Source organism: Oceanospirillum maris DSM 6286 (assembly GCF_000422865.1).
Classification (GTDB): Bacteria; Pseudomonadota; Gammaproteobacteria; order Pseudomonadales; family Halomonadaceae; genus Oceanospirillum; species Oceanospirillum maris.
This window is the reverse complement of record NZ_AUGW01000034.1, coordinates 1-20,814: the sequence shown is the minus strand read 5'-3', so window position 1 is coordinate 20,814 and position 20,814 is coordinate 1. Positions and strand designations below refer to the sequence as shown.

The following is a 20,814-nucleotide window of genomic DNA, read 5'->3' as shown; positions in this document are numbered from 1 at the left end:
AGGCGGGATTTTTTGAACTGTTTGCGGCGAGTCACGTATTCATGCCCGATCATCTGAACGGTGGCAGAATTAAGCCCCAACTCTTTAGCCGAACCTTTGGTGTAATCCTGCAGATCGTAGCCGGATAGCCAGTTCTGGCGCTCCCTGATACTGCGGTGGCTCAGTTCGTTACAATAGTTCCACACCTGATTCACCGAAAACGCCCAAGCCCTAAGCACTTTTGCGTGCTTATCGCGGATACGGACTTTGAATGTTTTGGTGTGACCGGACTTTTTCATAGGCTATATTTTAGCAATAAAACCTATCCGAAAACTAGGATAGGCCAACGTGCCGTTGCCTGCGCTATCCATCTCCCACCAAAACATCTCGCTTAGGCTCGATGATTTTGAAAGGAGAATTCCGCGCTATCCGTTAAAAAAGCGAATGATGCTACTCAATTCTATACCTAGCGACGCTGAGCTGCTTTCTGCTGCTGTTTTTGTTTCAGCTTCAGCTCCCGATTCAACTCCGCATAGGTTTTTGCTTCGCCACCTACGTGTTGAATACCTCGGGCGCGGGCAAGCTGGATCTGATTTTCGCGATCACGAAAACGCTTCAGTTGCTCTTCAGTGTGGGTGCCATGACATTTCGGGCAGCTGACACCGGCCTCATATTTATCCGACGCTTTGTCTTCTTCGGTAATCGGCAGGCGGCAAGCATTGCACATATCATACTGCCCCTTTTCCAACTGATGATTCACTGATACGCGCCCGTCAAAAACATAACACTCACCCTGCCAAAGTGACGCTTCTTCCGGTACCTCTTCCAGATATTTCAGAATACCGCCTTCCAGGTGATAGACCTCATCAAAGCCCTGCTCTTTCATATAGGCCGTAGATTTTTCGCAGCGGATACCACCGGTACAAAACATGGCGACTTTCTTGTGCTTGGCTGGGTCCAGGTTCTCTTTGACATAATCCGGAAACTCGCGAAAGGTCTCAGTATCTGGGTTCAGCGCATCTTTAAACGTTCCGATCTCAACCTCGTAGTCGTTACGGGTATCCACCAGCAGTACCTCAGGGTCAGAGATCAGAGCGTTCCAGTCTTTCGGCTTAACGTAAGTACCCACTACGTGACGAGGATCGATACCCTCAACACCCATGGTGACAATCTCTTTCTTGAGCTTCACCTTGGTGCGGTTGAACGGGTTTTCCTCATGAAAGGATTCTTTAGTGACAATATCTGCCAGATCAGGTTGCTGCGCCAGCCAGTTCAGAACCGCTTTGATGCCGTCTGCCGGCCCCGCAATCGTGCCGTTAATACCTTCTGCAGCCAGCAGCAGAGTACCTTTAACTTCATGATCCAACATCACCTGATGCAGAGGTTCACGCAGGGATTCAAAGTGGTCAAGACGAACAAACTTATAGAGCGCACAAACAGTAATCATCGATTTCTCCTGCTAAACGAATCGTAAATCCGCCGCATTATATTGACCAGACAGTACCCATGAAAAACTTATGGTTTTAATCAGGTATATTAAAAGGTGCCATTGTAATGATCTCTGCTAAAACTGGAAGCACTGAACACAATCAGCTGGTAAGGTTTTTAACAGTTAATACACAACATCTTTATCTGTTTCGGTTCATCTGAGGGGGCATCTGGGTCAACAGCAGAAGTGTTAAATCCAGAGTATCTAGCAAAGCACCTCAATCCTTTATTGTTATTAAGGCAGTTCCGTTATCTCCGGTACTAGTGGTTATCAACAAACATTAGAGCAACTCTCGTACTCCTGTTAGTAACACCACAACGGCACCTATGACTGAAAGTAAAAACATTGCAGATTTTGCCTGTCGTGGATTTAAATATCGAGCTAGAAACCCTCCCATTGCATAACCTGCAACAACCCCCGGTAATAGCGGCAGAGTTAGCAATAGCGTCTGAAAATCAAATAGATCATTAAAAGCCAGCATCAACAGTGACACTGGTGTCGTCAGCATAAAGAACAGCGCTAGCTCATTGCGAGATTGCAGTCGCTCCGTTTTCTGGTACACCATCGCCATAGGTGGTCCACCTACCGACGTTGCTGTTCCCATTACACCTGAACTGAATCCAGCCAGTATTAACGTCCATCTGTCCGGAGCAAGGGAAAAGCGATAACGGGTAATAACCAGTGCAAAAAGCAGAGCTAAGCCAAGCGTGATACCTAGCCAATGCACCGGTAAAATTCCCAACAAAGAAGCCCCCAGCCAAGCACCGGGAATACGGGCGATGGAAGCCGTTAATACTCGGAGGCATATCAAACCGTTTCTGTGCCGGACAACCACCATCAAAGACAAAACAAAACCCAGCACTAGTACCGGCCCCGGTACATAAGCTGGTGAAATAAGATAGAGCAAAGGTGCAGACAGCAAGCCAAAACCGATGCCGGTCCAGGCCTGTATCCCAATCCCCAGTGTGACAGCGGCCAGAGCTAAAACAGTTGCGGTATCCATATAAAGATCCTGAACAAAAAAAGCCCCAGGCTAAGCCGGGGGCAAGGGTAGTCCTACGACATGGCAATACCTGATTGCCCGATCCAAGTAATCAGGCCAGCTCAACATTCCTATTGGTATACATCAATCCCGACTTAACCCGCACCCAATCGGGAACGGTCGCTGTTTTTGACCAAGATATTGGCACCGATCTGGTTGATCTTCTGCCAGAGCTGATCATCAATATCGATACCATTATCGATACTGAACTCTTTGTTACGCTGAATCTCTTCTGGGCTGACATACAGCACCTTCTGATGATCCTTAGAGTTTTGCAAAGAGGTGGTCAGATCTACCCGAGAGCTACAGATGATGGTCAATGCTTGTTTATCTTCCGGTGCTGAAGGCAGATTTGTCTCTGCCTTTGAGTAGCTCGGATAGCGGTCGCCGGCTTTAATCGCCACCGTATGCTCAGTGACCGACTGAGTGCCATTGCGCCAGTAGGCGGCCACACTGATTCCGCGACGACCACAGTCCGTCAGCGCCTTCAGAATAAACATGCGGTTATGGCAATTATGTACGGTCACCGTGGCAATACCGCTTTCCAGCGCCTTGGCATGGGCCAGATCCACCGAGGCCGCAATACAGTTCAGCGCACTTCGGTTTTTACTGTCGATAATGGCGGACGTACTGTCTTCGTACACCACTTCACTCAGGGGTTTGTTCTGGTCTGCAGTAATAAAAGGCAGGGCATGTTCCATCTCTTTCAGGCCGTTCAGGCCGTGTTTTTCCAGCCAGAGAATCATATTGGCAGCATCTTCATAGTTGCCGACATAGTAACCGCTGGCTTCAAAACAACGGCGCAGCGCCGCTTTTAGTTCGTTCATTGAGATATTCATGAGGGCGCTCCTGTTATGGGTTGGCTGAAATGTTGTCTGAACCGGAATCCTGCTCCGGTGCTAACGGCATAAACCAGTCATCGTTAAAAGATTTGCCAATATCTTCCAGCAGCGGTGCTCCTTGGAACATGGTATTACGCACCCAAAGTTTCGATTTAGGATCAAACTTACTGACACCAAAGAACGCCAACTTAGCCCGTAGCAGATGCATCGGAAGAATGTCACGATCCAGCAGATTGGCCTGAATATCACCGTACAGGCAGCGGCACATGCTTTGAATACGGCGCACAATACCGCGCCGCTTCGGACGGGCCACCATGAAGCGGGCGGTGGTGTGGTTCGGGCTCTGCTCAATGTATTCGCACAGCTGGTCATAGCAGCGACGCACCGCATAACCTACGCCCAGCGCCATCTGTTTTTCCTGTCCCTGATCCGCAGCACTTTCCCCTAAACGAGGCTCCATTTTTTCCTCTGAGCGATACCAGAAAATATCTTTCGCCCCCGGCGCAGAAAAATCGATATCCAGCGCCCAGCTGTAACAGGTTTCAATCTGCTCTTTCAGCTGCTCTAGGGGCATCAGCGGATCAAGATCCATAAACTCTTCTGCGGCCTGGTAATCTTCTAAATCATCAACAAGCTCCGGATATAACTCCAGAATGACGGACACCAGTAACTCCTGTCCCTGCAGAGAACAATGCTCTTCAGACCAGCTAATCAAGTCATCCCAACTCTTAAGACCTGTTTTAGCCTGCTGCCGAAGCGCCTGAATATCATCCAGCACCTGCTGATTGTTACGGCACTGCCAGCTGTCTTCTGTCATGGTCTGTTCTGTATGCAACTTGCAGCGCTGCAGCAGCTGGTCGAAGCGCTCGCTAACCCTCGGGTCAATCTGTCCCAGCACACGAACACGACCTAAGGCCAGTTCACGCATCTCAACCCATTGATTGATCAGATGCGGGTGGTTCACCAAATAAGGGGCCATTCCCAAACCGGTGGAGTTACCGATACCGAAGTAACGCTTAATATCAGCACGCATCGGGCGGAACTGCTCCGGTGCACGGTGTTTGGCAATGTGCTCCACCTGAGTCAGGCTGAAGTTACGCAGCATCAGGCAAACAAACATCTCAGCGGCAAAAGGTCGGGCAAAGTCAGGGTAACGGGTTTGTACTTTTTCCCAATCCGCCATACCCAGCTTGCCACTGCCATAAACGGCTGTTGTGCGGTACAGGTAGCCTACTTCGGCAATTTTCTGAACATCCGGCTGTTGCCCTCGAGCCAGATTATCCACCACATAATTGAAATTACGGGCACTGCGATTGGCGCGGGAGAGTACAAAGACTCGGGAATCCACACGACCGGCTTCCTGTTTCGGCACGTTCTGGTGGAGCTTCTCCAGATAAAGATCATCTACTTCACCGTCCACCAGAGCCATCGTCAGATCCCACTGGGTCGCAATTACCCGATCATTGCGGGCTTCATCGGACAGATAGTTGGAGAAAATGACAAAGTTGAACAGGCCGTGGGGAGCTTTAATTTCATAAATCGCGGTGCCATACCCCTGCTCATCCAGATCGAAACGGCTAAAGCTGATCTGCCAGCGTTCCCGCATCATCCGGCGCACGATGCTGCGCATAAAACTAAGGCGGCTCTGGTGCAGAGCGCCCAGACGCTCCAGCTTCATCACCTGATCTGCCGGCCGAAGCGGCAGCGCATGATCACCACGCAGGGAATTTTGAATCGTGGTCAAGGTTGTCATTATTGTTATCCTCTAATGGTTTAGCACTTACCGTCAGTTTTTCTTATAGCAAGGGGGAACTGCTCAGATAAGCGGCAGGCTTAGCTCGTCTCTTCGCTTTCACGGTGAGGTAATCTTGTTCTAAACTCGGCAAAAGGAACAAATCAAAAGGTTCTATCAACTGATAAGCCAAACTTATCAAAAGCCTATATTAGATTACTTTTCCTAAGTATTAAGCGTGATAGAAAGCCTTGAATATTCTGGGCTTAAAGCCGTCTGGTTCTTTATTTTAGCTGGGATAAAGACAGATGAATTTATAAACACAAAATAAGCAGAAGTTTGATTTGGAGCAAGAAACAGAATTTTAGGATATAGCTGGCAACAGACTAGGCGAAGGCTATGTACTCATAGCCCACAGAGTTGTCACTGATGGCCGCTATGTCGAATAATGTAATTCATCAGTGCCTCTGCAGGAGGAGATAGCGTTTTGTTATTCATCTGGACAATCCCGATTTTCCTGACCACCTTCGGACTGCTTAAAGGGATAAAAATGAGCTTTTGGTTGTCACTCGGAACAGCATACCAAGGCAATGTGGTCACACCAAAACCTGCCTCAAGCATAGCAATCAGCGACAACATATTGGACACATAAAACTGAGACTGGCCTATAAGCGGCTTGGCCTCAGTCTCCTCCAGTAGCCGGGATGTGCCATTACCGATTAAACGATGATCCTGTAACTCCTGCCAGTTGACCTCATCACGGCCCGCCAAAGGATGATCGAACGGACAAACCACCCCAACCTGATCATCCCAGATCGGAGTAAAGGCTTTATCACTATGCTCCTGTTGATAAAACAAACTGGCGACTCCGAAGTCCACCTCCTGACTTTCCACCATATTCAGTACCGCATCTGAGTTACCATCATAAAAGCTGATATGCAGTTCCGGGGAATCCGCCATAAATTGCAGTAGCAGCTCCGGCAGAATCCGTGTGGCAATGGAAGGAATCGAAGCGATACGTAGATGACCTGTCCGATGTTCGGCTAGCAAGGTCATATCTTCCGCTACCCGGTCATGATGAGTGATCAGCTCTTTCGCTTTCGGCAAAAAATACTGCCCAAAGGGCGTTAACTCTGTTTTCGCCGTCTTGGCATTTCGTTTCTCAAACAGACTCTCCCCTAGCTTGGTTTCCAGATCCCGGATTGACAGCGAGATCGCTGGTTGCGTGCGATGGGCTTTTTCAGCCGCGGCATGAAAGCCCTTTAACTCAGCAACCCAGACAAAGTGACGTAATTGGGCAATTTTAAGCTCGGGTAACATGGCAGCGCTCCGACATAACAGACTGACTCAGTCTTGGTAAGAAAAACTTATCAATAAATATTATTTATTAATTTTTATTATTTAGGCACACCTCCTAAGATGCAAGTAACTATTCAGGAGGTGACCCAAAATGTCCAACAACGTATTCAAGAACTATATCGCAGGTGAGTGGGTAGACGGTGCCAAAGGCACAGTAGCGAACATCAGCCCGGCTGACCTGAGTGACACGATCGGCCACTACGCCCAAGCAGATCAGGCTCAAGCTGAAGCGGCTATCGCTGCGGCTGAAAAAGGCCAGCAGGAATGGGCTCTGTCTGGTCTGGAACAGCGTTATGCTGTACTGATGGCCATTGGTGACGAATTGATAGCCCGTAAAGATGAACTGGGTGAGATTCTGGCCCGTGAAGAGGGCAAAACACTAGCGGAAGGTGCCGGTGAAACGTATCGCTCCGGCCAGTTCTTCCACTACTATGCGGCGGAAGTGCTGCGTCAGATGGGCGAAACCGCTGACTCTGTTCGCCCAGGTGTTGAAATTGAAACCCGTCGCGAACCAGTAGGTGTTGTTGGCATTATCACCCCATGGAATTTCCCGACCGCAACCGGTGCTTGGAAAATCGCGCCTGCTCTGGCCTTTGGTAATGCGGTCGTCTGGAAACCGGCCAATCAGGTGCCGGCTTCTGCCTGGGCGCTAACCGAAATCATCTCTCGCCAGAACCTGCCAGCAGGCACCTTTAACCTGGTGATGGGGCCGGGTGCAGAAGTGGGTAATGTGATGATCCACTCCCGCAAGATCAACGCACTGACCTTCACCGGCTCACTGGAAACCGGTCGTAAAGTGGCCGCAGCTACAGCTGTAAATCTGGTGAAATGCCAGCTGGAGATGGGTTCCAAGAACGCGCTGGTCGTTCTGGATGATGCGGATCTAGATAATGCTGTTGAGTGTGCTGTTAACGGTGCGTTCGGTGGTACCGGTCAGAAATGTACCGCCTCTTCCCGCCTTATTGTCACCGAAGGTATTCACGACTGCTTTGTCGAAGCCGTTGTTGAACGCATGAAGAAGTTGGTAATCGGTCATCCGCTGAAAGAAGGCGTACACATCGGTGCGGTAGCCGATGCCCGTCAGATGGAGCAGAACCTAAAATATCTGGAACTGGCCAAGTCTGAAGGCGGCAAGCTGGTTTACGGCGGCGAAACGCTGAAAGAGGAGACCGAAGGCTACTACATGCAGCCTGCTCTGTTCACTGAAACCACCAACGATATGACCATCAACCGCGAAGAAGCGTTCGCGCCGATCGCCTGCGTGATCAAGGTGAAAAATTACGATGAGGCTCTGGCAACACTGAACGATACCAACTTCGGTCTGACCGGTGGTATCTGCACCGAGTCTCTGAAATACGCATCTCACTTTAAGCGCAACGCCAAAACCGGTTGCGTGATGGTAAATCTGCCAACGGCGGGTACGGATTACCACGTACCGTTTGGCGGTCGTAAAGACTCCAGCTTTGGTCCGCGCGAGCAGGGCTCCTACGCAAAAGAGTTCTACACCGTGGTTAAAACAACCTACATCCGCCCTTAACAGAGCGAAGGTCTTATGACAACACAGCCCAATACTCACAATAACGCGCTGCATAAGGATCTGATTGTGATTGATGGTCTACAGTATTCCAACTGGAACCGGACCATCTTTGAACAGCTGCGTGAAGGTGGTGTGACCATGGTGCACGCCACCATCGTCTACCACGAACAGATCCGCGAGACTCTGCTGCGGATCGCTGAATGGAACCGTCTGTTTGAACAGAACAGTGATCTGATTATGCCAGTGAAGTCCGCCGGGGATATCCGGCTGGCCAAACAACTGGGCAAGGTCGGCGTGATGTTCGGTGCGCAGAACTGCTCTCCGATTGAAGACGATATCGGCATGATCGAGGTCATGCGTGAGCTGAACCTGATGATTATGCAACTGACTTACAACAATCAGAGCCTGCTGGCCTGTGGTTGTTATGAGGCTGAGGACAGTGGTGTGACCCGCTTTGGCCGTCAGGCGATTCGGGAGATGAACCGAGTCGGCATGGTGGTAGATATGAGCCACAGCGGCGAACGCAGCACGCTGGATGCGATTGAGATCTCCCAGCGTCCGATTGTGATCTCCCATGCCAACCCGCTGAGCTTCCACGAAGCCAAGCGCAACAAGTCGGGCACTGTGCTGAAAGCGTTGGGGGAATCCGGCGGCCTGCTCGGCTTCAGCCTGTATCCGTTCCACCTGAAAAACGGTTCGGACTGCACACTGGAGGTCTTCTGCGACATGGTCGCAAGCACCGCGGATCTGATGGGTGTCGATCATATCGGCATCGGCACCGATCTTTGCCAGGGCCAGCCGCTATCCATTCTGGAATGGATGCGTAACGGCCGCTGGTCCAAGCAAATGGATTACGGCGAAGGCTCCAAATCGAACGCTGACTGGCCGCGTCCGCTGCCGTGGTTCCGAGACAGCCGAGATTTTCCAAACCTGACTGTAGGCTTGCTCAATCGTGGCTTCAGCTCGGATGAGGTAGCCAAAATCATGGGCCGCAACTGGCTCAACTTCATCGATGATGCCCTAAAACCTACCTGATACCGATAAGCGCCAGCAACGACTCTCTCCGGAGTTGGCGCTTTATCTCGGGAAAGACAGGATAACCCCGATAGTTCGTCCGCTGGTGCGGGCGAGCCCTGATAGCGACAACAATAAAAGAACATCAGGAGATTTATAATGAACAACACAACCCAAGTCCAGTCCCCGGAACAAAGCGCTTCGGCCAGGAAGCCTGCACTCTTTGACGGTGTAGATATACCCGTTTTCCTGGTCAGCGGCGGTATTCTGTCACTGTTCGCCATTTTTGCCCTCTATGATATCGAGATGGTATCCGGTTGGGTGAATACCGGCTTTGCCACCGCCACTAAGTACTTTGGTGCCTATTGGCAAGTGCTGCTGTTACTGACCTTTATCATCGGTCTGGTACTAACAATAGGCCGAACTGGCGCAGTAAGGCTGGGTAATCTGGCAAGACCAGAGATGTCCACGTTTAAGTGGATCTCTATTATCATGTGTACGCTGCTGGCCGGTGGTGGTGTTTTCTGGGCAGCTGCCGAGCCAATGGCACACTTTACCTCGCCACCTCCACTGTTTGGCGGTGAAACGGGAGCCGCAAACGCTGCTTACAACGCGCTGGCACAGAGCTTTATGCACTGGGGGTTTCTTGCCTGGGCGATACAGGGCAGCCTGACTGGTGTGGTCTATATGTATCTGCACTATGAGAAAGGTCTGCCGTTAAAACCTCGCACTCTGTTGTACCCCGTTTTTGGCAATAAAGTCATGACAGGCTCTTTTGGTGCCATTGTTGATGCTTGCTGTGTATTAGCTGTTGTTGCCGGAACTGTCGGCCCCATCGGCTTCTTAGGCCTGCAGGTCAGCTTTGGCCTAGAAAAACTATTCGGTATTCCCGATGTGTATGCTACCCAAGTTTCCATTCTGATAGGCTTAATTGCCATCTATACCCTGTCTGCTGTAAGCGGTGTGACCAAAGGGATTCAATTCCTGAGTAGCGCTAATGTAGTTTTGGCCGTCATACTGATGGCCTTTATTCTGATCTTTGGCCCAACCGCCTTTATTGTTGACGGCTACCTGCACTCGTTCGGCATTTATATTGATAACTTTATTCCGATGGCGACCTTTCGTGCCAGTCCGGGCTGGTTAGACTGGTGGACGGTGTTCTTCTGGGGCTGGTTCCTAGGCTATGGTCCACTGATGGCGATGTTTGTCGCCCGTATCTCCCGTGGCCGAACCATCCGTGAAATGATTCTGTTAATCTCTGTCGTTGCTCCGGTTATCACCTGCTTCTGGTTCACCATTGTCGGTGGCAGCGGTTTGGCCTTTGAGCTAGCAAACCCAGGTGTGATTTCCGAACCGTTTACGGGTTTTAATCTTCCTGCCGCACTATTTGCGATCACCGAACAGCTGCCTCTGGGTGGTCTGATTTCCGTGCTGTTTCTGATTCTGACAACGATCTTTGTCGCAACAACCGGTGACTCCATGACCTACGCCATTTCTATGGTGATGACAGGTACAGATCACCCGCAATCCGGTATCCGTGTCTTCTGGGGTGTGATGATGGGGCTGGTGGCTGCGCTGTTGATCTCGATCGGCTCCGGCGGTATCAGCGCACTGCAGTCCTTTATTGTAATTACCGCAGTGCCTGTGTCTCTGGTGTTGCTGCCTTCGCTTTGGACGGCACCTCAGATCGCCCGAAAAATGGCGGATGAGCAAGGGCTGTAACCTGTTTGTATAACCCCGGTAGCCTGCCCCTTTCTGCCCTAAGGGACGGGTTACCCACTGAATCCTGTTTTTGTTAACCGACTTTGTGGATATCCATTGTTATGAAACACGCTGTAAAAACCGATCTCTTCGCCTCAAAAGCTCCGCTGGAATGGGCCATTATCGCTAACGGCCAACTGTCTACTGCTCAAATCCCCATCAACAAAGAGGGTCAGGTGGTTGAAGGTGGCATTGAAGCCCAGGCCCGTCAAACCATGGAAAACCTGAAGCACACCATGGAAACCGCTGAGCTGACCATGGATCACATCACCCAGGTGCTGATCTACGTAACCGCACGGGAACAGCTTCCGGTCTTCAATAAGGTATATGGTGAGTATTTCAACGCGCCCTATCCAAACCGTGCAGCGATGATTGTGGCGGGATTAGCCCGCGAAGAGATGTTGTGTGAAGTAGTGGCCTACGCGGCTGTGCCTCAGGCATAACAGAAAAAGTCTTCCGTTTTGTTTACCCACTAAGATGGCCCTATCGGCTTTCGCCGCAGTTTAAAAAGTGTTGGTAAAGGTTGCCTCTGGCGACAAAGCGAGTCCAATTCCGGACTCGCTCTTTTCATTGCTGAGAAGCTCTAACTGCCTTACCTCAACATGTGCTCTCGATAGTGCTTCAGTTCATTAATGGAGTCTTTAATATCATCCATTGCCAGATGTGAACCGCCTTTTTTCAAGCTCTTAGCAACGTCCGGATACCAGTTTTTGGCCAATACTTTCAGCGAACTAACATCTAAGTGTCGGTAATTAAAAAACTGTTCCAGCCGAGGCATCTCTTTAACCAGAAAACGACGATCTTGATGAATGCTGTTGCCACACATTGGCGATTCACCCGGCTCAGCATACTGCTGTAAAAACTCGATCGTTTTCTGCTCGGCTTCTTGCATAGTTGTTGTACTTTCAAGTACTCGCTGGGTAAGACCAGAGGAGCCGTGCTGTTTAGTACACCATTCACCCATCTCATCCATCACCACTTTTGGTTTGGCGATGGCAAATGTCGGGCCTTCGGCGATGATATTTAATTCGGGATCAGTGACAACGGTGGCTATCTCAATAATAGTATCGCGCTCTGGCTCAAGACCTGTCATCTCAAGGTCGATCCAAACCAAATTATTGGCTTTACTTGATTGTGCTGTCTGTGTCATAACGCCTTCGGCTCCTTTCCGCTAAACACATAGGCTACTTTTTGTTGATAAATCAGCCGATCAAAGATGTCTAGAGGGTCAAAATAGGGTGAGTGAACATTCGCTTAGAACGATTACTATATTTAGAACAATTACTACATAATGGATACAGAGTATAAGGATATTTAGTAGACAAACCCAATCATACCTCTCGCATTTTGAGTCATTTTCAGCACGAAACCTACTGAACCTAGGAAAATAACGATCGGGCGGGCACAATTCCCCTAAAGCAGGTAAAATCAGTCCCTCATTCAACAGCGATAACATCTATGAGCAAACGTAAACTGAATCGCCGTCAACAATGGCGTGTTGAAAAGATCCAAAAAGAGCGGGCCTCACGTGTCAGCCGAAAAGATAATGAAATTGATGAAAAATTAAGCGCTGGCGAACTTGGAGTAGAGCAAGAAGGGCAGATTATTGCTCATTATGGCCGCCAAGTAGATGTAGAAAGTATGCCGAGCATGGAAACAGAAAGTAGGCCAAGTGCGGAAGGCGAGCCTGCCAGTGACGACCCCGTTAACAGTACGACTCGAACCAAGGGCAAGGTCAATCGCTGCTATATGCGAGCCAATATTGATGCATTGGTTACTGGCGATAAAGTCGTTTGGCGATCTGGCCCTGATGGTGATGGCATTGTCGTAGCTCGTCTTGACCGTAAGAACGCACTGATGCGCCCTGATACTCGCGGCCAACTGAAGCCTGTTGCGGCAAATATTGATTATATCGTGATCGTCTTTGCTCCTGAACCTTATGCCCATGCCAACTTGATTGATCGTTATATTGTGGCGGCGGAGAATACAGGCATTGAGCCGGTATTACTGCTGAATAAAACCGATCTACTAAATGCAGATAACGCCCCCCGACTGTTAGAAATGGCGGAGCGTTATCAAGCTATCGGCTATAAAGTCCTCACTGCATCAACCGTTGATGACGATGGTCTAAGCGTTCTGCAAAGCTTGCTGGATAACCGTGTGAGTGTTTTTGTTGGTCAATCCGGGGTAGGTAAATCCTCCTTGGTTAATACTCTTTTACCGGGGATTAATCTACGGGTCGGGGAACTATCAGAGCAAACCCGTAAAGGGATGCACACCACCACCACCGCTATGCTATTTCACTTACCAAATGGCGGCGACCTGATTGACTCACCCGGAATTCGTGAGTTTGGGTTATGGCATATTGATGAGCGCCAAGTGGCGGAAGGTTTCCGTGAATTTGATGGATTGCTCGGTGCTTGTAAATTTCGGGACTGCAGCCACCGTCAGGAGCCAGGTTGTGCCTTAAGGGAAGGCTTAGAAGCCGGTAAAATCAGCCCAGAGCGCTTTGACAGCTACCATCGTATTATCGCTTCTTTGGATGAATTTTAAAGGTTTTATACATTCTGAAAACGTTTGTACATTTTAAAAAAACGATAGGCCTTATTAAAACCTGACTCGTATAAAAAAGCCCGCACTTGGCGGGCTAATCATCCTCGTCCATTTTCCAGTCCACGCCTTAGTCCACTTCTGGCGGCGGAACATAAGGTGAATCCGGCTGAGAAAGAATACCTTCTAAAGCATTTAAAACTTCCACAGGGGCAACATCCTCAGGAGTTGGCTCTGGTTCAGAAGATCCCCTAGCAGGAATTGGCTCGATAATAGGCTCGCCACCTGGGCCTAAGCGTTCAATACCGTAGGAGCTTTCAGATCTTGGGCGTGCAACAGAAGTACTCTGATCAAGCGGATTATATTTAACCTGAGTCTCTACAGAGCCATCATTCGATAGCACTTCAGCCTCATCCATTCGTTCAGGATCATCCAGCGGAAGAATGTTATCCGTCGGCTCAGTATCAGGCACCAACCGCTGCTCAGCCTCTTTGTTTAGTACCACAATTTCAATGCGCCGATTGACGGGGTCTAAAGGCATTTCTGGCTTAAACAGTTGAGAGCTGGAAAAACCCACAACCTGAGCAACATGGCTATCAGGCAACCCACCTTCAACCAACATACGCCGTGCAGCATTCGCACGCTGAGAAGATAGCTCCCAGTTACTGTAGTAATCAGTATCACCAAAATTTGCCGCATCAGTATGACCGCTCACACTGATTTTGTTATTCACTTTTGCAATAACAGGCGCAAGCTGCAATAAGATTTCAGCAAAATAGTTTTTAATCTTGTCGCCACCAGGATCGAACATTGGTCTAAGCTTGTTATCAACAATCTGGATATGAAGGCCATCAGGGGCAACTTCAATTGACAGCTGATCCTTAAATTTTTGTAAGGTTTCACTTTCAGCAATCGTTTGTATTAGCGTGCTCTGCAAGGAATCGATCACCTCAGCACTGGTTTCAATACTGGCCGCCAGTTGTTCAGGGTCATCCTTGTTGAGCATCTGTGCCTCCTCTATCTGGTCGGTGTCAGCACTGGTATTCATCTGTCGAATAATGGAAGGCGACCCTCCTAAATCAATAGGGGTTAAGCGCCCAACTTTATCCATATAACCCACCGGATCAGAGAAAAACTGTTCGAGTTCTATCTTCTGTTCTTTTGTAGTGCTGGCCAGCAGCCACATAAGTAGAAAAAATGCCATCATCGCAATGGCAAAGTCAGCCATTGCGATCTTCCAAGAACCACCATGATGGCCGCCTTGAACTTTTTTGACGCGCTTGATGATGATGTTGTTATTTCCTTCCATGACGATCTCCGTTAACGAGAACGCACATGTTCTTCCAACTCATTAAAGCTTGGACGAACAGACGAAAATAACATTTTACGACCAAACTCAATCGCCATTTGTGGGGCCAGACCGTTCATATTGGCAATAAGGCAAGCTTTCACACACTCAAAAGCTTTAATCCTTTCATGGGCTTCGTTATTAAGTGCCGTGCCCATTGGGCCAACAAAGCCATACGAAAGTAAGATACCTAAGAAAGTACCCACCAACGCCGCAGCAATATGCATACCCAAAACCTCAGGGGGTGCTGCAATATCTTTCATGGTAATAGTGATGCCCAGTACCGCCGCTACAATACCAAATCCTGGTAAGGCATCACCGACAGCCGTAACAGCATGGGCTGGCTCTTCCATCTCGTATTGGATTGTTTCGATCTCTGCATCCATCAAGCTTTCTAGTTCATGGGCTTGCATATTTCCAGAGCTAATCAAACGTACATAGTCGCAGATAAACTCAACTAGCGCAGGGTGCTTTGCGACAGCAGGATATCCTGTAAAAATAGGACTTTGGTTAGGATCTTCAATATCTTCTTCGATCGCAATCATACCCTCTTTGCGGATTTTGCTAAAAAGGTCGTACATCAAACTCAACAAATCCATATAAAAAGCACGTCCCAAACCAGAGCCAATAATAAGCTTGGGCACACTCTTAAATACTTCAATGAGGGTGTGCTTGCTATTAGAGACCACAAAGCCCCCTAACGCAGCACCACAGATAATAATCATTTCGTAGGGCTGCCAAAGCATAATCAAGTCGCCATGAGACAATACATAGCCACCACCTACACTGACTAATACGATCAGTGAGCCGAGAATTAATAACATGATGGGATCCTTAACATCAGTCTTTATCGAGCAAAATTCAGACGCTACCTGCAAATGATCAAAACGCCATCTACAAATTTTTGTGTCCTGATTTTATGTCATATCTCAATAAGTGTAATGATAAGCGGGAACGTACGAAAGTTAGTTTTGTCTTTTATTGTATATTCTTTTTTAACGCACTTAACTTTCCTGTAACCACTAGAGCCAAAAGTAACATTTTTTATGATACTTTATTTTTTACAGGCACAATGGTATCAAGGTTAATATAACCACTTCCCACAGGGAGAAGAAAAATGAGTTCTGAAAACAACCTGTTACCGTTATTGATCGATTCCGATCAACTGGAAAAAGCCTTAGGCGGTGAAGACCTGCTTATTATTGATGTCTCCTGCACTCGCGAGTGCTATGACCAAGGCCATGTGCCCGGTGCTGTATTTTTAGATTACCGTCGTTTATTTTCAGGCAGCACACCTGTACCAAATAAATTACCAACCGTTGAGCAACTTAGTACTCTGTTCTCAGAGTTAGGGTTAAATCGAAATACCCATGTGGTAGCCTATGATGATGAAGGCGGTGGCTGGGCTGGTCGTTTATTGTGGACACTAGAAGTCATGGGGCACTCCCGCTACTCTTACCTTAATGGTGGTATTTTAGCATGGCGTGCCGACGGCAAAGTTCAGCAGCAGGATAGCAATGTACCAACAGTCTCAGATTACACTGCCGATCATATTAATCTGAATGAACGCATTGAGCGTGAAGAGCTACAAAGCAAGATAGGTTCTGAGAACTTTGCTGTTTGGGATTCTCGCTCCCGTGGCGAGTATGACGGAACAGCCTCCAAAGCTGAACGAGCGGGACATATTCCAACAGCAATTCATTTTGAGTGGACATCTGCGATGGACAAAGACAATGAATTGCGCATTCGTGATATGGCAGAATTGATGACGGAACTCAATACAAAAGGCCTCACAATGGATTGTGAAATTGCAACATACTGCCAATCACACCACCGCTCAGGTTTTACGTGGTTATTAGGAAAAATACTCGGCTTTAAACAGGTTCGCGCTTATGATGGCTCCTGGAATGAATGGGGCAACCGCTCCGACACCCCAATCGAAACCTAAGGTCTGTACGTGAATAAAAAGCAGCTTTTTGCAGGGATTCAATACCCGCTACCTCATCATCTTATCTCGCGCCTTGTTGGCAAACTGGCCCAGTGCCGTATCGGCTGGCTGAAAAACCTTCTTATTAGTCGGTTTATTAAAGCCTTTAATGTCGATATGAGTGAAGCGGCACAGCCAAACCCGAAGGCCTATGAGAACTTTAACGCCTTCTTTACTCGCCCCTTAAGAGAAGACGTTCGTCCCGTTGTCGCTCTTGAACACAGCATGGCCTGCCCTGTTGATGGCACAGTAAGCCAGTTAGGTGCCGTTGACTATGGTCGTATCTTTCAAGCGAAGGGACACAGCTACTCAGTATTAGAACTTTTAGGTGGCGATATTGAGCGTGCAGCACCTTTTATGGGTGGCCAATTCTCAACGATTTACCTTGCGCCGAAAGATTATCACCGTATTCATATGCCTGTAACGGGCACATTGCGTCAAATGATTCATGTACCCGGTCGATTATTTTCAGTGAACCCTGCCACAACAGAAAATGTTGATGGTTTGTTTGCTCGAAATGAACGGGTCGTGGCAATCTTTGATACCGACTATGGGCCGATGGCAATGGTATTAGTAGGAGCAATGATCGTTGCCAGTATTGAAACGGTCTGGAGTGGGCAAGTAACACCTCTCAACCGTGAAGTATCAGTCAAAAGCTACAGCAATGAACCTCAAGCGATCACCTTACAAAAAGGTGAAGAGATGGGCCGCTTTAAGCTCGGTTCCACCGTTGTCATGTTGTTTGGCCCAGAAATGGCCGAGTTCCTGGATGCATTCCAGGCGGGTACACCCACCCGTATGGGTGAATATTTTGGCCAGTTTATGACCGACCAAGATGTTCAGTCTCACTCTCCTGAAATAGAGAATCCAGTAAACACTGAATCCCAACCTGATATATCTCTCAAGAAAGACTAAGGCGCAGCGCGCACGTTATAAGGTCGCGATTTTATAAGGTTTCTGCTTTATAAAGTCGCTACCTTTTCAAGCTCGGTCGATGGCAAAGCTGATCACCTCTGACAAATGCTTTGCTTCTGCCTTCAACATCAAGAGTCGATCAAAGCCTAGTGCAACACCTGCGCATTCAGGCATACCGGATTCAAGAGCGGCCACTAAATGTTGATCCGCGGTGACTTCAGGCAAGTCTAAAGACCGACGTTGCTGGTTGTCTTCGGCAAACCGTTTTGCTTGCTCTTTCGCATCAGTTAGTTCGTGATAACCATTTGCCAGCTCAATGCCCTGGTAATAGCACTCAAAACGAGCAGCCACCCAGTCCCCCGCCTCATCTTGTTTGAGCTTTGCCAGCGCTGCCTGTGATGCGGGATAATTCGTCACAAAGCTAAGCTCATTCTGACCTAAAAGAGGTTCCAGACAAGCGGACATCAAGAGATCACAACAACCATCACGATCCAACGTCTCTCCACAAATACCTGTATTTTTAGTAGCCAGTCGTTGCAATTCAACCAAAGGTGCTGAAAAGGGATCAATATTTAAGTTTTGATTAAAAAGGGCGCGATAGCTGATGCAGCTAAAGGTGTTTACCCCTAATACCTCTTCAACAAGGGATTGAACCTCTGCCATCAGATCATTCAGATCATAATTCGGCTGATACCATTCCAGCATGGCGAACTCAGGGTTGTGACGTTCACTGTACTCACCGTTGCGAAAACTAGTTGCTAGCTGCCAGATAGCGCCACTACCAGCTGCCAGCAGGCGCTTCATATGAAACTCTGGGGATGTTTGCAGGTAAAGATTCAAAGGCTCGCTAACGCCACCTCCTGCACAATAGCTCTGCATTGAGTTCAAATAAACATCGGTACTACCAGCACGGCCCAGCATCGGCGTTTGAACTTCAAGCACACCACATTCAGTAAAAAAATCCCGAACCTGTTTTAATGTTTCCGCCCTTAAGCGTAAATTTTCAATACTTGCAGAAGGCTGCCATAGAGATTCTTGATGAGACATCACAACACCTTAAAAAGATCAGAGCAAAAAACAGAAAAAATGGCAGAAAAAAACCGGCTTAAAGCCGGTTCCATTCGTCACCCAACAGAGATAGCGTCAAACCGTTTAAGCACGGCTAACGTAATCACCGCTACGGGTATCGACTTTCAGGTTATCGCCAATATTAACAAACAAAGGAACGCGCACCATAGCGCCCGTTGTTAGAATGGCAGGCTTAGAGCCACCTTGAGCGGTATCACCTTTTAAACCTGGATCTGTTTCAGTCACTTCCAGAACGATAAAGTTAGGTGGTGCAACAGAGATCGGAGCACCATTGAACAGTGTCACGGTGTAGATCTCTTGCTCTTTTAGCCACTTAACGGTATCGCCCAGCGCTTTCTCATCGGCAGCATGCTGCTCAAAAGAACCGTCCGTTAGCATGAAGTGCCAAAATTCGCCATCTGTGTACAGGTATTCCATGTCATATTCCATGACATCAGCACCTTCTAAGCTTTCGCCAGACTTAAAGGTACGCTCCCAAACACGGCCTGTGTTTAAATTACGTAGCTTAACGCGGCTAAAAGCTTGCCCTTTACCGGGTTTAACGTATTCATTTTCTAGGATCGAACAAGGGTCGCCCTCAAGCATTACCTTAAGACCCGACTTGAATTCGTTGGTAGAATAGTTCGCCATAAAATATCACCAATGTCTCTTAAATAGTCAGAAAGGCTTAAGCCTTCCCTGATCAACAAAATCTGGTCGCCAATGATACCTGTTTCTGAATCTTCTGTGCAGTTAACTGAAAATAAAACTCTCGAAAATAGTGATGCCACATCATGGCAGAGCTTACTCAAGCAAAGTCATATTGACGCTAAAGCGCTTCTATCGCAGCTTGATCTACCGGAATCCCTGCTTGCGGGTATGGAAGTGGGGCATAGTCTTTTCTCTTTACGTGTGCCTCAGCCTTACCTTGACCGAATTGAAAAAGGCAACCCAAGCGACCCACTGCTACGACAGATACTCCCTATCGCTGAAGAAGCCAACCTACAACCGGGTTATGTCACCGACCCCTTAGAGGAGAAAAGCAGCAATCCAATTCCCGGCTTGATTCATAAATATAAGAGCCGTGTATTGCTAATGGGTTCAGGGGCCTGTGCTATCAATTGTCGCTACTGTTTCCGCCGTCATTTTCCCTATGAGGATAACGGTCTCTCAAGTGAACGCATGGATCAAATCGTTGGCTACTTAAATCAACACCCTGAGATTAACGAGGTGATCCTCAGTGGCGGAGACCCGCTGGCAACGCCCGATAAACGCTTACAGCTCTTGGCTAATAAGTTAGCCAGTGTGCCCCATCTCAAAAGATTGCGTATCCATAGCCGATTACCGGTGGTTATTCCTCAGCGTATAACCGATGACTTAGTTGATATATTGGCCAGCAGCCGCTTAAAAGTTATCTGGGTATTGCACATCAATCACGCCCAAGAGATTGATACGAATCTTATAGATGCTGTCGCTAAGTTAACCCAAAAGCAGATGATAGTACTCAACCAATCCGTGATTCTCCGCGGCGTTAATAACAGCGTTAAAGCATTATCGGACTTGAGTGAACGGCTTTTTGACGCGGATATTCTCCCTTACTACCTCCATGCTTTTGACCCTATACAGGGAGCCAGCCACTTTGATGTAACGGACGATGATGTCATCAAACTTTGGCAGTCATTACAAAAGGAGTTACCGGGCTTTCTGCTGCCTCGCTTAGTTCGGGAAATACCTAATAGGCCGTCAAAAACATTACTGGGACTTCAATAATCGAGCATATGTCTGGTGTGCCTGACAGATAAGAAAGGCTTTTTCATCAGAGTTTTTCTTATCCTATAGCTCTACTTGAACATATTAAACTAAACCCTACTTAGACAGACCTAACATCAGGCCGACCTAAATCCCAGGCATAAAAAAAGCCCGTCTCGAAGAGACGGGCTTTTAGAATAAGCGCTTGACGATGTCCTACTCTCACATGGGGAGACCCCACACTACCATCGGCGCTGAGCAGTTTCACTTCTGAGTTCGGAAAGGAGTCAGGTGGTTCCTACACGCTATTGTCGTCAAGCAAAAAAGTTGTAGATCGATGCCAATCGAGATCTTAATTCTGTATTGCGTCTTTATTGATTCAGTCTTTGTAATCGAGCGTATCCGATTATCGTTCGTTCTTTCAGCAAGTCAGACCATTTTG

General features: G+C 48.2%; 19 protein-coding genes and 1 rRNA gene. 8 read left to right on the top strand and 12 right to left on the bottom strand.

Annotation, left to right across the window (positions count from 1 at the left end):
* The 6 genes from G517_RS0111575 to G517_RS0111550 all read right to left on the bottom strand — a co-directional run.
* Nucleotides 1–278 (bottom strand): hypothetical protein (locus tag G517_RS0111575; RefSeq protein ID WP_028304549.1); only part of this gene is annotated, 278 nt, incomplete at its 3' end.
* 167 nt (nucleotides 279–445) lie between these two features.
* Nucleotides 446–1,426 carry an oxygen-dependent tRNA uridine(34) hydroxylase TrhO gene (trhO, locus tag G517_RS0111570; protein ID WP_028304548.1) on the bottom strand — a complete coding sequence of 327 codons (981 nt, stop codon included), beginning with the start codon at nucleotides 1,424–1,426 and terminating at the stop codon, nucleotides 446–448.
* A gap of 322 nt (nucleotides 1,427–1,748) precedes the next feature.
* Nucleotides 1,749–2,471 carry a sulfite exporter TauE/SafE family protein gene (locus tag G517_RS0111565; RefSeq protein ID WP_028304547.1) on the bottom strand — a complete coding sequence of 241 codons (723 nt, stop codon included), beginning with the start codon at nucleotides 2,469–2,471 and terminating at the stop codon, nucleotides 1,749–1,751.
* Between the two features lie 134 nt (nucleotides 2,472–2,605).
* Complete coding sequence (locus G517_RS0111560) at nucleotides 2,606–3,349, bottom strand: DUF3726 domain-containing protein (protein ID WP_028304546.1); 744 nt, start codon at nucleotides 3,347–3,349, stop codon at nucleotides 2,606–2,608.
* A 13-nt stretch (nucleotides 3,350–3,362) separates the two neighbouring features.
* Nucleotides 3,363–5,105: a hypothetical protein gene (locus G517_RS0111555; protein ID WP_028304545.1), complete on the bottom strand. Its 1,743-nt coding sequence runs from the start codon at nucleotides 5,103–5,105 to the stop codon at nucleotides 3,363–3,365.
* Between the two features lie 402 nt (nucleotides 5,106–5,507).
* A complete protein-coding gene (locus G517_RS0111550; protein WP_028304544.1) occupies nucleotides 5,508–6,404 on the bottom strand; it encodes a LysR family transcriptional regulator in 897 nt (298 codons plus the stop codon).
* 130 nt (nucleotides 6,405–6,534) lie between these two features.
* On the opposite strand from G517_RS0111550, the gene G517_RS0111545 reads away from it, so the two are divergent.
* From G517_RS0111545 to G517_RS0111530, 4 genes are all read left to right on the top strand, one after another.
* Complete coding sequence (locus G517_RS0111545; RefSeq protein WP_028304543.1) at nucleotides 6,535–7,980, top strand: aldehyde dehydrogenase family protein; 1,446 nt, start codon at nucleotides 6,535–6,537, stop codon at nucleotides 7,978–7,980.
* A gap of 48 nt (nucleotides 7,981–8,028) precedes the next feature.
* Complete coding sequence (locus G517_RS0111540; RefSeq protein WP_028304542.1) at nucleotides 8,029–9,015, top strand: dipeptidase; 987 nt, start codon at nucleotides 8,029–8,031, stop codon at nucleotides 9,013–9,015.
* A gap of 138 nt (nucleotides 9,016–9,153) precedes the next feature.
* Nucleotides 9,154–10,716, top strand: a complete 1,563-nt coding sequence (locus G517_RS0111535) for a BCCT family transporter (RefSeq protein ID WP_028304541.1) — start codon at nucleotides 9,154–9,156, stop codon at nucleotides 10,714–10,716.
* Nucleotides 10,717–10,817: 101 nt separating this feature from the next.
* On the top strand, nucleotides 10,818–11,198 hold the full coding sequence (locus tag G517_RS0111530) for a RidA family protein (protein WP_028304540.1): 381 nt from the start codon (nucleotides 10,818–10,820) through the stop codon (nucleotides 11,196–11,198).
* A gap of 149 nt (nucleotides 11,199–11,347) precedes the next feature.
* Here the strand turns inward: G517_RS0111530 and orn are convergent, their stop codons facing one another.
* A complete protein-coding gene (gene orn / locus G517_RS0111525; protein WP_028304539.1) occupies nucleotides 11,348–11,905 on the bottom strand; it encodes an oligoribonuclease in 558 nt (185 codons plus the stop codon).
* 308 nt (nucleotides 11,906–12,213) lie between these two features.
* Here orn and rsgA point away from each other — a divergent pair, with 308 nt between their 5' ends.
* Nucleotides 12,214–13,308, top strand: a complete 1,095-nt coding sequence (gene rsgA / locus G517_RS0111520; RefSeq protein ID WP_028304538.1) for a small ribosomal subunit biogenesis GTPase RsgA — start codon at nucleotides 12,214–12,216, stop codon at nucleotides 13,306–13,308.
* Nucleotides 13,309–13,435: 127 nt separating this feature from the next.
* On the opposite strand, the gene motB is transcribed toward rsgA, so the two are convergent.
* The gene (motB, locus tag G517_RS18865) at nucleotides 13,436–14,614 is read right to left on the bottom strand and encodes a flagellar motor protein MotB (protein ID WP_051206350.1); all 1,179 of its coding nucleotides are present in this window, start codon (nucleotides 14,612–14,614) and stop codon (nucleotides 13,436–13,438) included.
* Between the two features lie 11 nt (nucleotides 14,615–14,625).
* Complete coding sequence (gene motA, locus G517_RS0111510; RefSeq protein ID WP_028304537.1) at nucleotides 14,626–15,477, bottom strand: flagellar motor stator protein MotA; 852 nt, start codon at nucleotides 15,475–15,477, stop codon at nucleotides 14,626–14,628.
* Nucleotides 15,478–15,770: 293 nt separating this feature from the next.
* Between motA and G517_RS0111505 the strand changes: the two genes are divergently transcribed.
* Both G517_RS0111505 and asd read left to right on the top strand, forming a co-directional pair.
* On the top strand, nucleotides 15,771–16,601 hold the full coding sequence (locus G517_RS0111505; protein ID WP_028304536.1) for a sulfurtransferase: 831 nt from the start codon (nucleotides 15,771–15,773) through the stop codon (nucleotides 16,599–16,601).
* Between the two features lie 9 nt (nucleotides 16,602–16,610).
* Nucleotides 16,611–17,555 carry an archaetidylserine decarboxylase gene (asd, locus tag G517_RS18860; RefSeq protein WP_084632184.1) on the top strand — a complete coding sequence of 315 codons (945 nt, stop codon included), beginning with the start codon at nucleotides 16,611–16,613 and terminating at the stop codon, nucleotides 17,553–17,555.
* A 66-nt stretch (nucleotides 17,556–17,621) separates the two neighbouring features.
* On the opposite strand, the gene epmA is transcribed toward asd, so the two are convergent.
* Both epmA and efp read right to left on the bottom strand, forming a co-directional pair.
* Nucleotides 17,622–18,602, bottom strand: coding sequence for an elongation factor P--(R)-beta-lysine ligase (epmA, locus tag G517_RS0111495; RefSeq protein ID WP_028304535.1), 981 nt, complete (start codon nucleotides 18,600–18,602; stop codon nucleotides 17,622–17,624).
* Between the two features lie 105 nt (nucleotides 18,603–18,707).
* A complete protein-coding gene (efp, locus tag G517_RS0111490; protein WP_028304534.1) occupies nucleotides 18,708–19,274 on the bottom strand; it encodes an elongation factor P in 567 nt (188 codons plus the stop codon).
* 72 nt (nucleotides 19,275–19,346) lie between these two features.
* Here efp and epmB point away from each other — a divergent pair, with 72 nt between their 5' ends.
* Nucleotides 19,347–20,393 (top strand): EF-P beta-lysylation protein EpmB, encoded by a 1,047-nt coding sequence (epmB, locus tag G517_RS0111485; RefSeq protein ID WP_028304533.1) that lies wholly within the window; start codon nucleotides 19,347–19,349, stop codon nucleotides 20,391–20,393.
* Nucleotides 20,394–20,575: 182 nt separating this feature from the next.
* On the opposite strand, the gene rrf is transcribed toward epmB, so the two are convergent.
* Nucleotides 20,576–20,691 (bottom strand): 5S ribosomal RNA (gene rrf / locus G517_RS0111480).
* Nucleotides 20,692–20,814: the final 123 nt, after the last annotated feature.

Bases quoted from the DNA above. Each gene is read 5' to 3' on its own strand.
- trhO (WP_028304548.1), bottom strand. From the start codon at position 1,426: ATGATTACTGTTTGTGCGCTCTATAAGTTTGTTCGTCTTGACCACTTT.
- G517_RS0111565 (WP_028304547.1), bottom strand. From the start codon at position 2,471: ATGGATACCGCAACTGTTTTAGCTCTGGCCGCTGTCACACTGGGGATT.
- G517_RS0111560 (WP_028304546.1), bottom strand. From the start codon at position 3,349: ATGAATATCTCAATGAACGAACTAAAAGCGGCGCTGCGCCGTTGTTTT.
- G517_RS0111555 (WP_028304545.1), bottom strand. From the start codon at position 5,105: ATGACAACCTTGACCACGATTCAAAATTCCCTGCGTGGTGATCATGCG.
- G517_RS0111550 (WP_028304544.1), bottom strand. From the start codon at position 6,404: ATGTTACCCGAGCTTAAAATTGCCCAATTACGTCACTTTGTCTGGGTT.
- G517_RS0111545 (WP_028304543.1), top strand. From the start codon at position 6,535: ATGTCCAACAACGTATTCAAGAACTATATCGCAGGTGAGTGGGTAGAC.
- G517_RS0111535 (WP_028304541.1), top strand. From the start codon at position 9,154: ATGAACAACACAACCCAAGTCCAGTCCCCGGAACAAAGCGCTTCGGCC.
- G517_RS0111530 (WP_028304540.1), top strand. From the start codon at position 10,818: ATGAAACACGCTGTAAAAACCGATCTCTTCGCCTCAAAAGCTCCGCTG.
- orn (WP_028304539.1), bottom strand. From the start codon at position 11,905: ATGACACAGACAGCACAATCAAGTAAAGCCAATAATTTGGTTTGGATC.
- rsgA (WP_028304538.1), top strand. From the start codon at position 12,214: ATGAGCAAACGTAAACTGAATCGCCGTCAACAATGGCGTGTTGAAAAG.
- motB (WP_051206350.1), bottom strand. From the start codon at position 14,614: ATGGAAGGAAATAACAACATCATCATCAAGCGCGTCAAAAAAGTTCAA.
- motA (WP_028304537.1), bottom strand. From the start codon at position 15,477: ATGTTATTAATTCTCGGCTCACTGATCGTATTAGTCAGTGTAGGTGGT.
- G517_RS0111505 (WP_028304536.1), top strand. From the start codon at position 15,771: ATGAGTTCTGAAAACAACCTGTTACCGTTATTGATCGATTCCGATCAA.
- epmA (WP_028304535.1), bottom strand. From the start codon at position 18,602: ATGTCTCATCAAGAATCTCTATGGCAGCCTTCTGCAAGTATTGAAAAT.
- efp (WP_028304534.1), bottom strand. From the start codon at position 19,274: ATGGCGAACTATTCTACCAACGAATTCAAGTCGGGTCTTAAGGTAATG.
- epmB (WP_028304533.1), top strand. From the start codon at position 19,347: ATGATACCTGTTTCTGAATCTTCTGTGCAGTTAACTGAAAATAAAACT.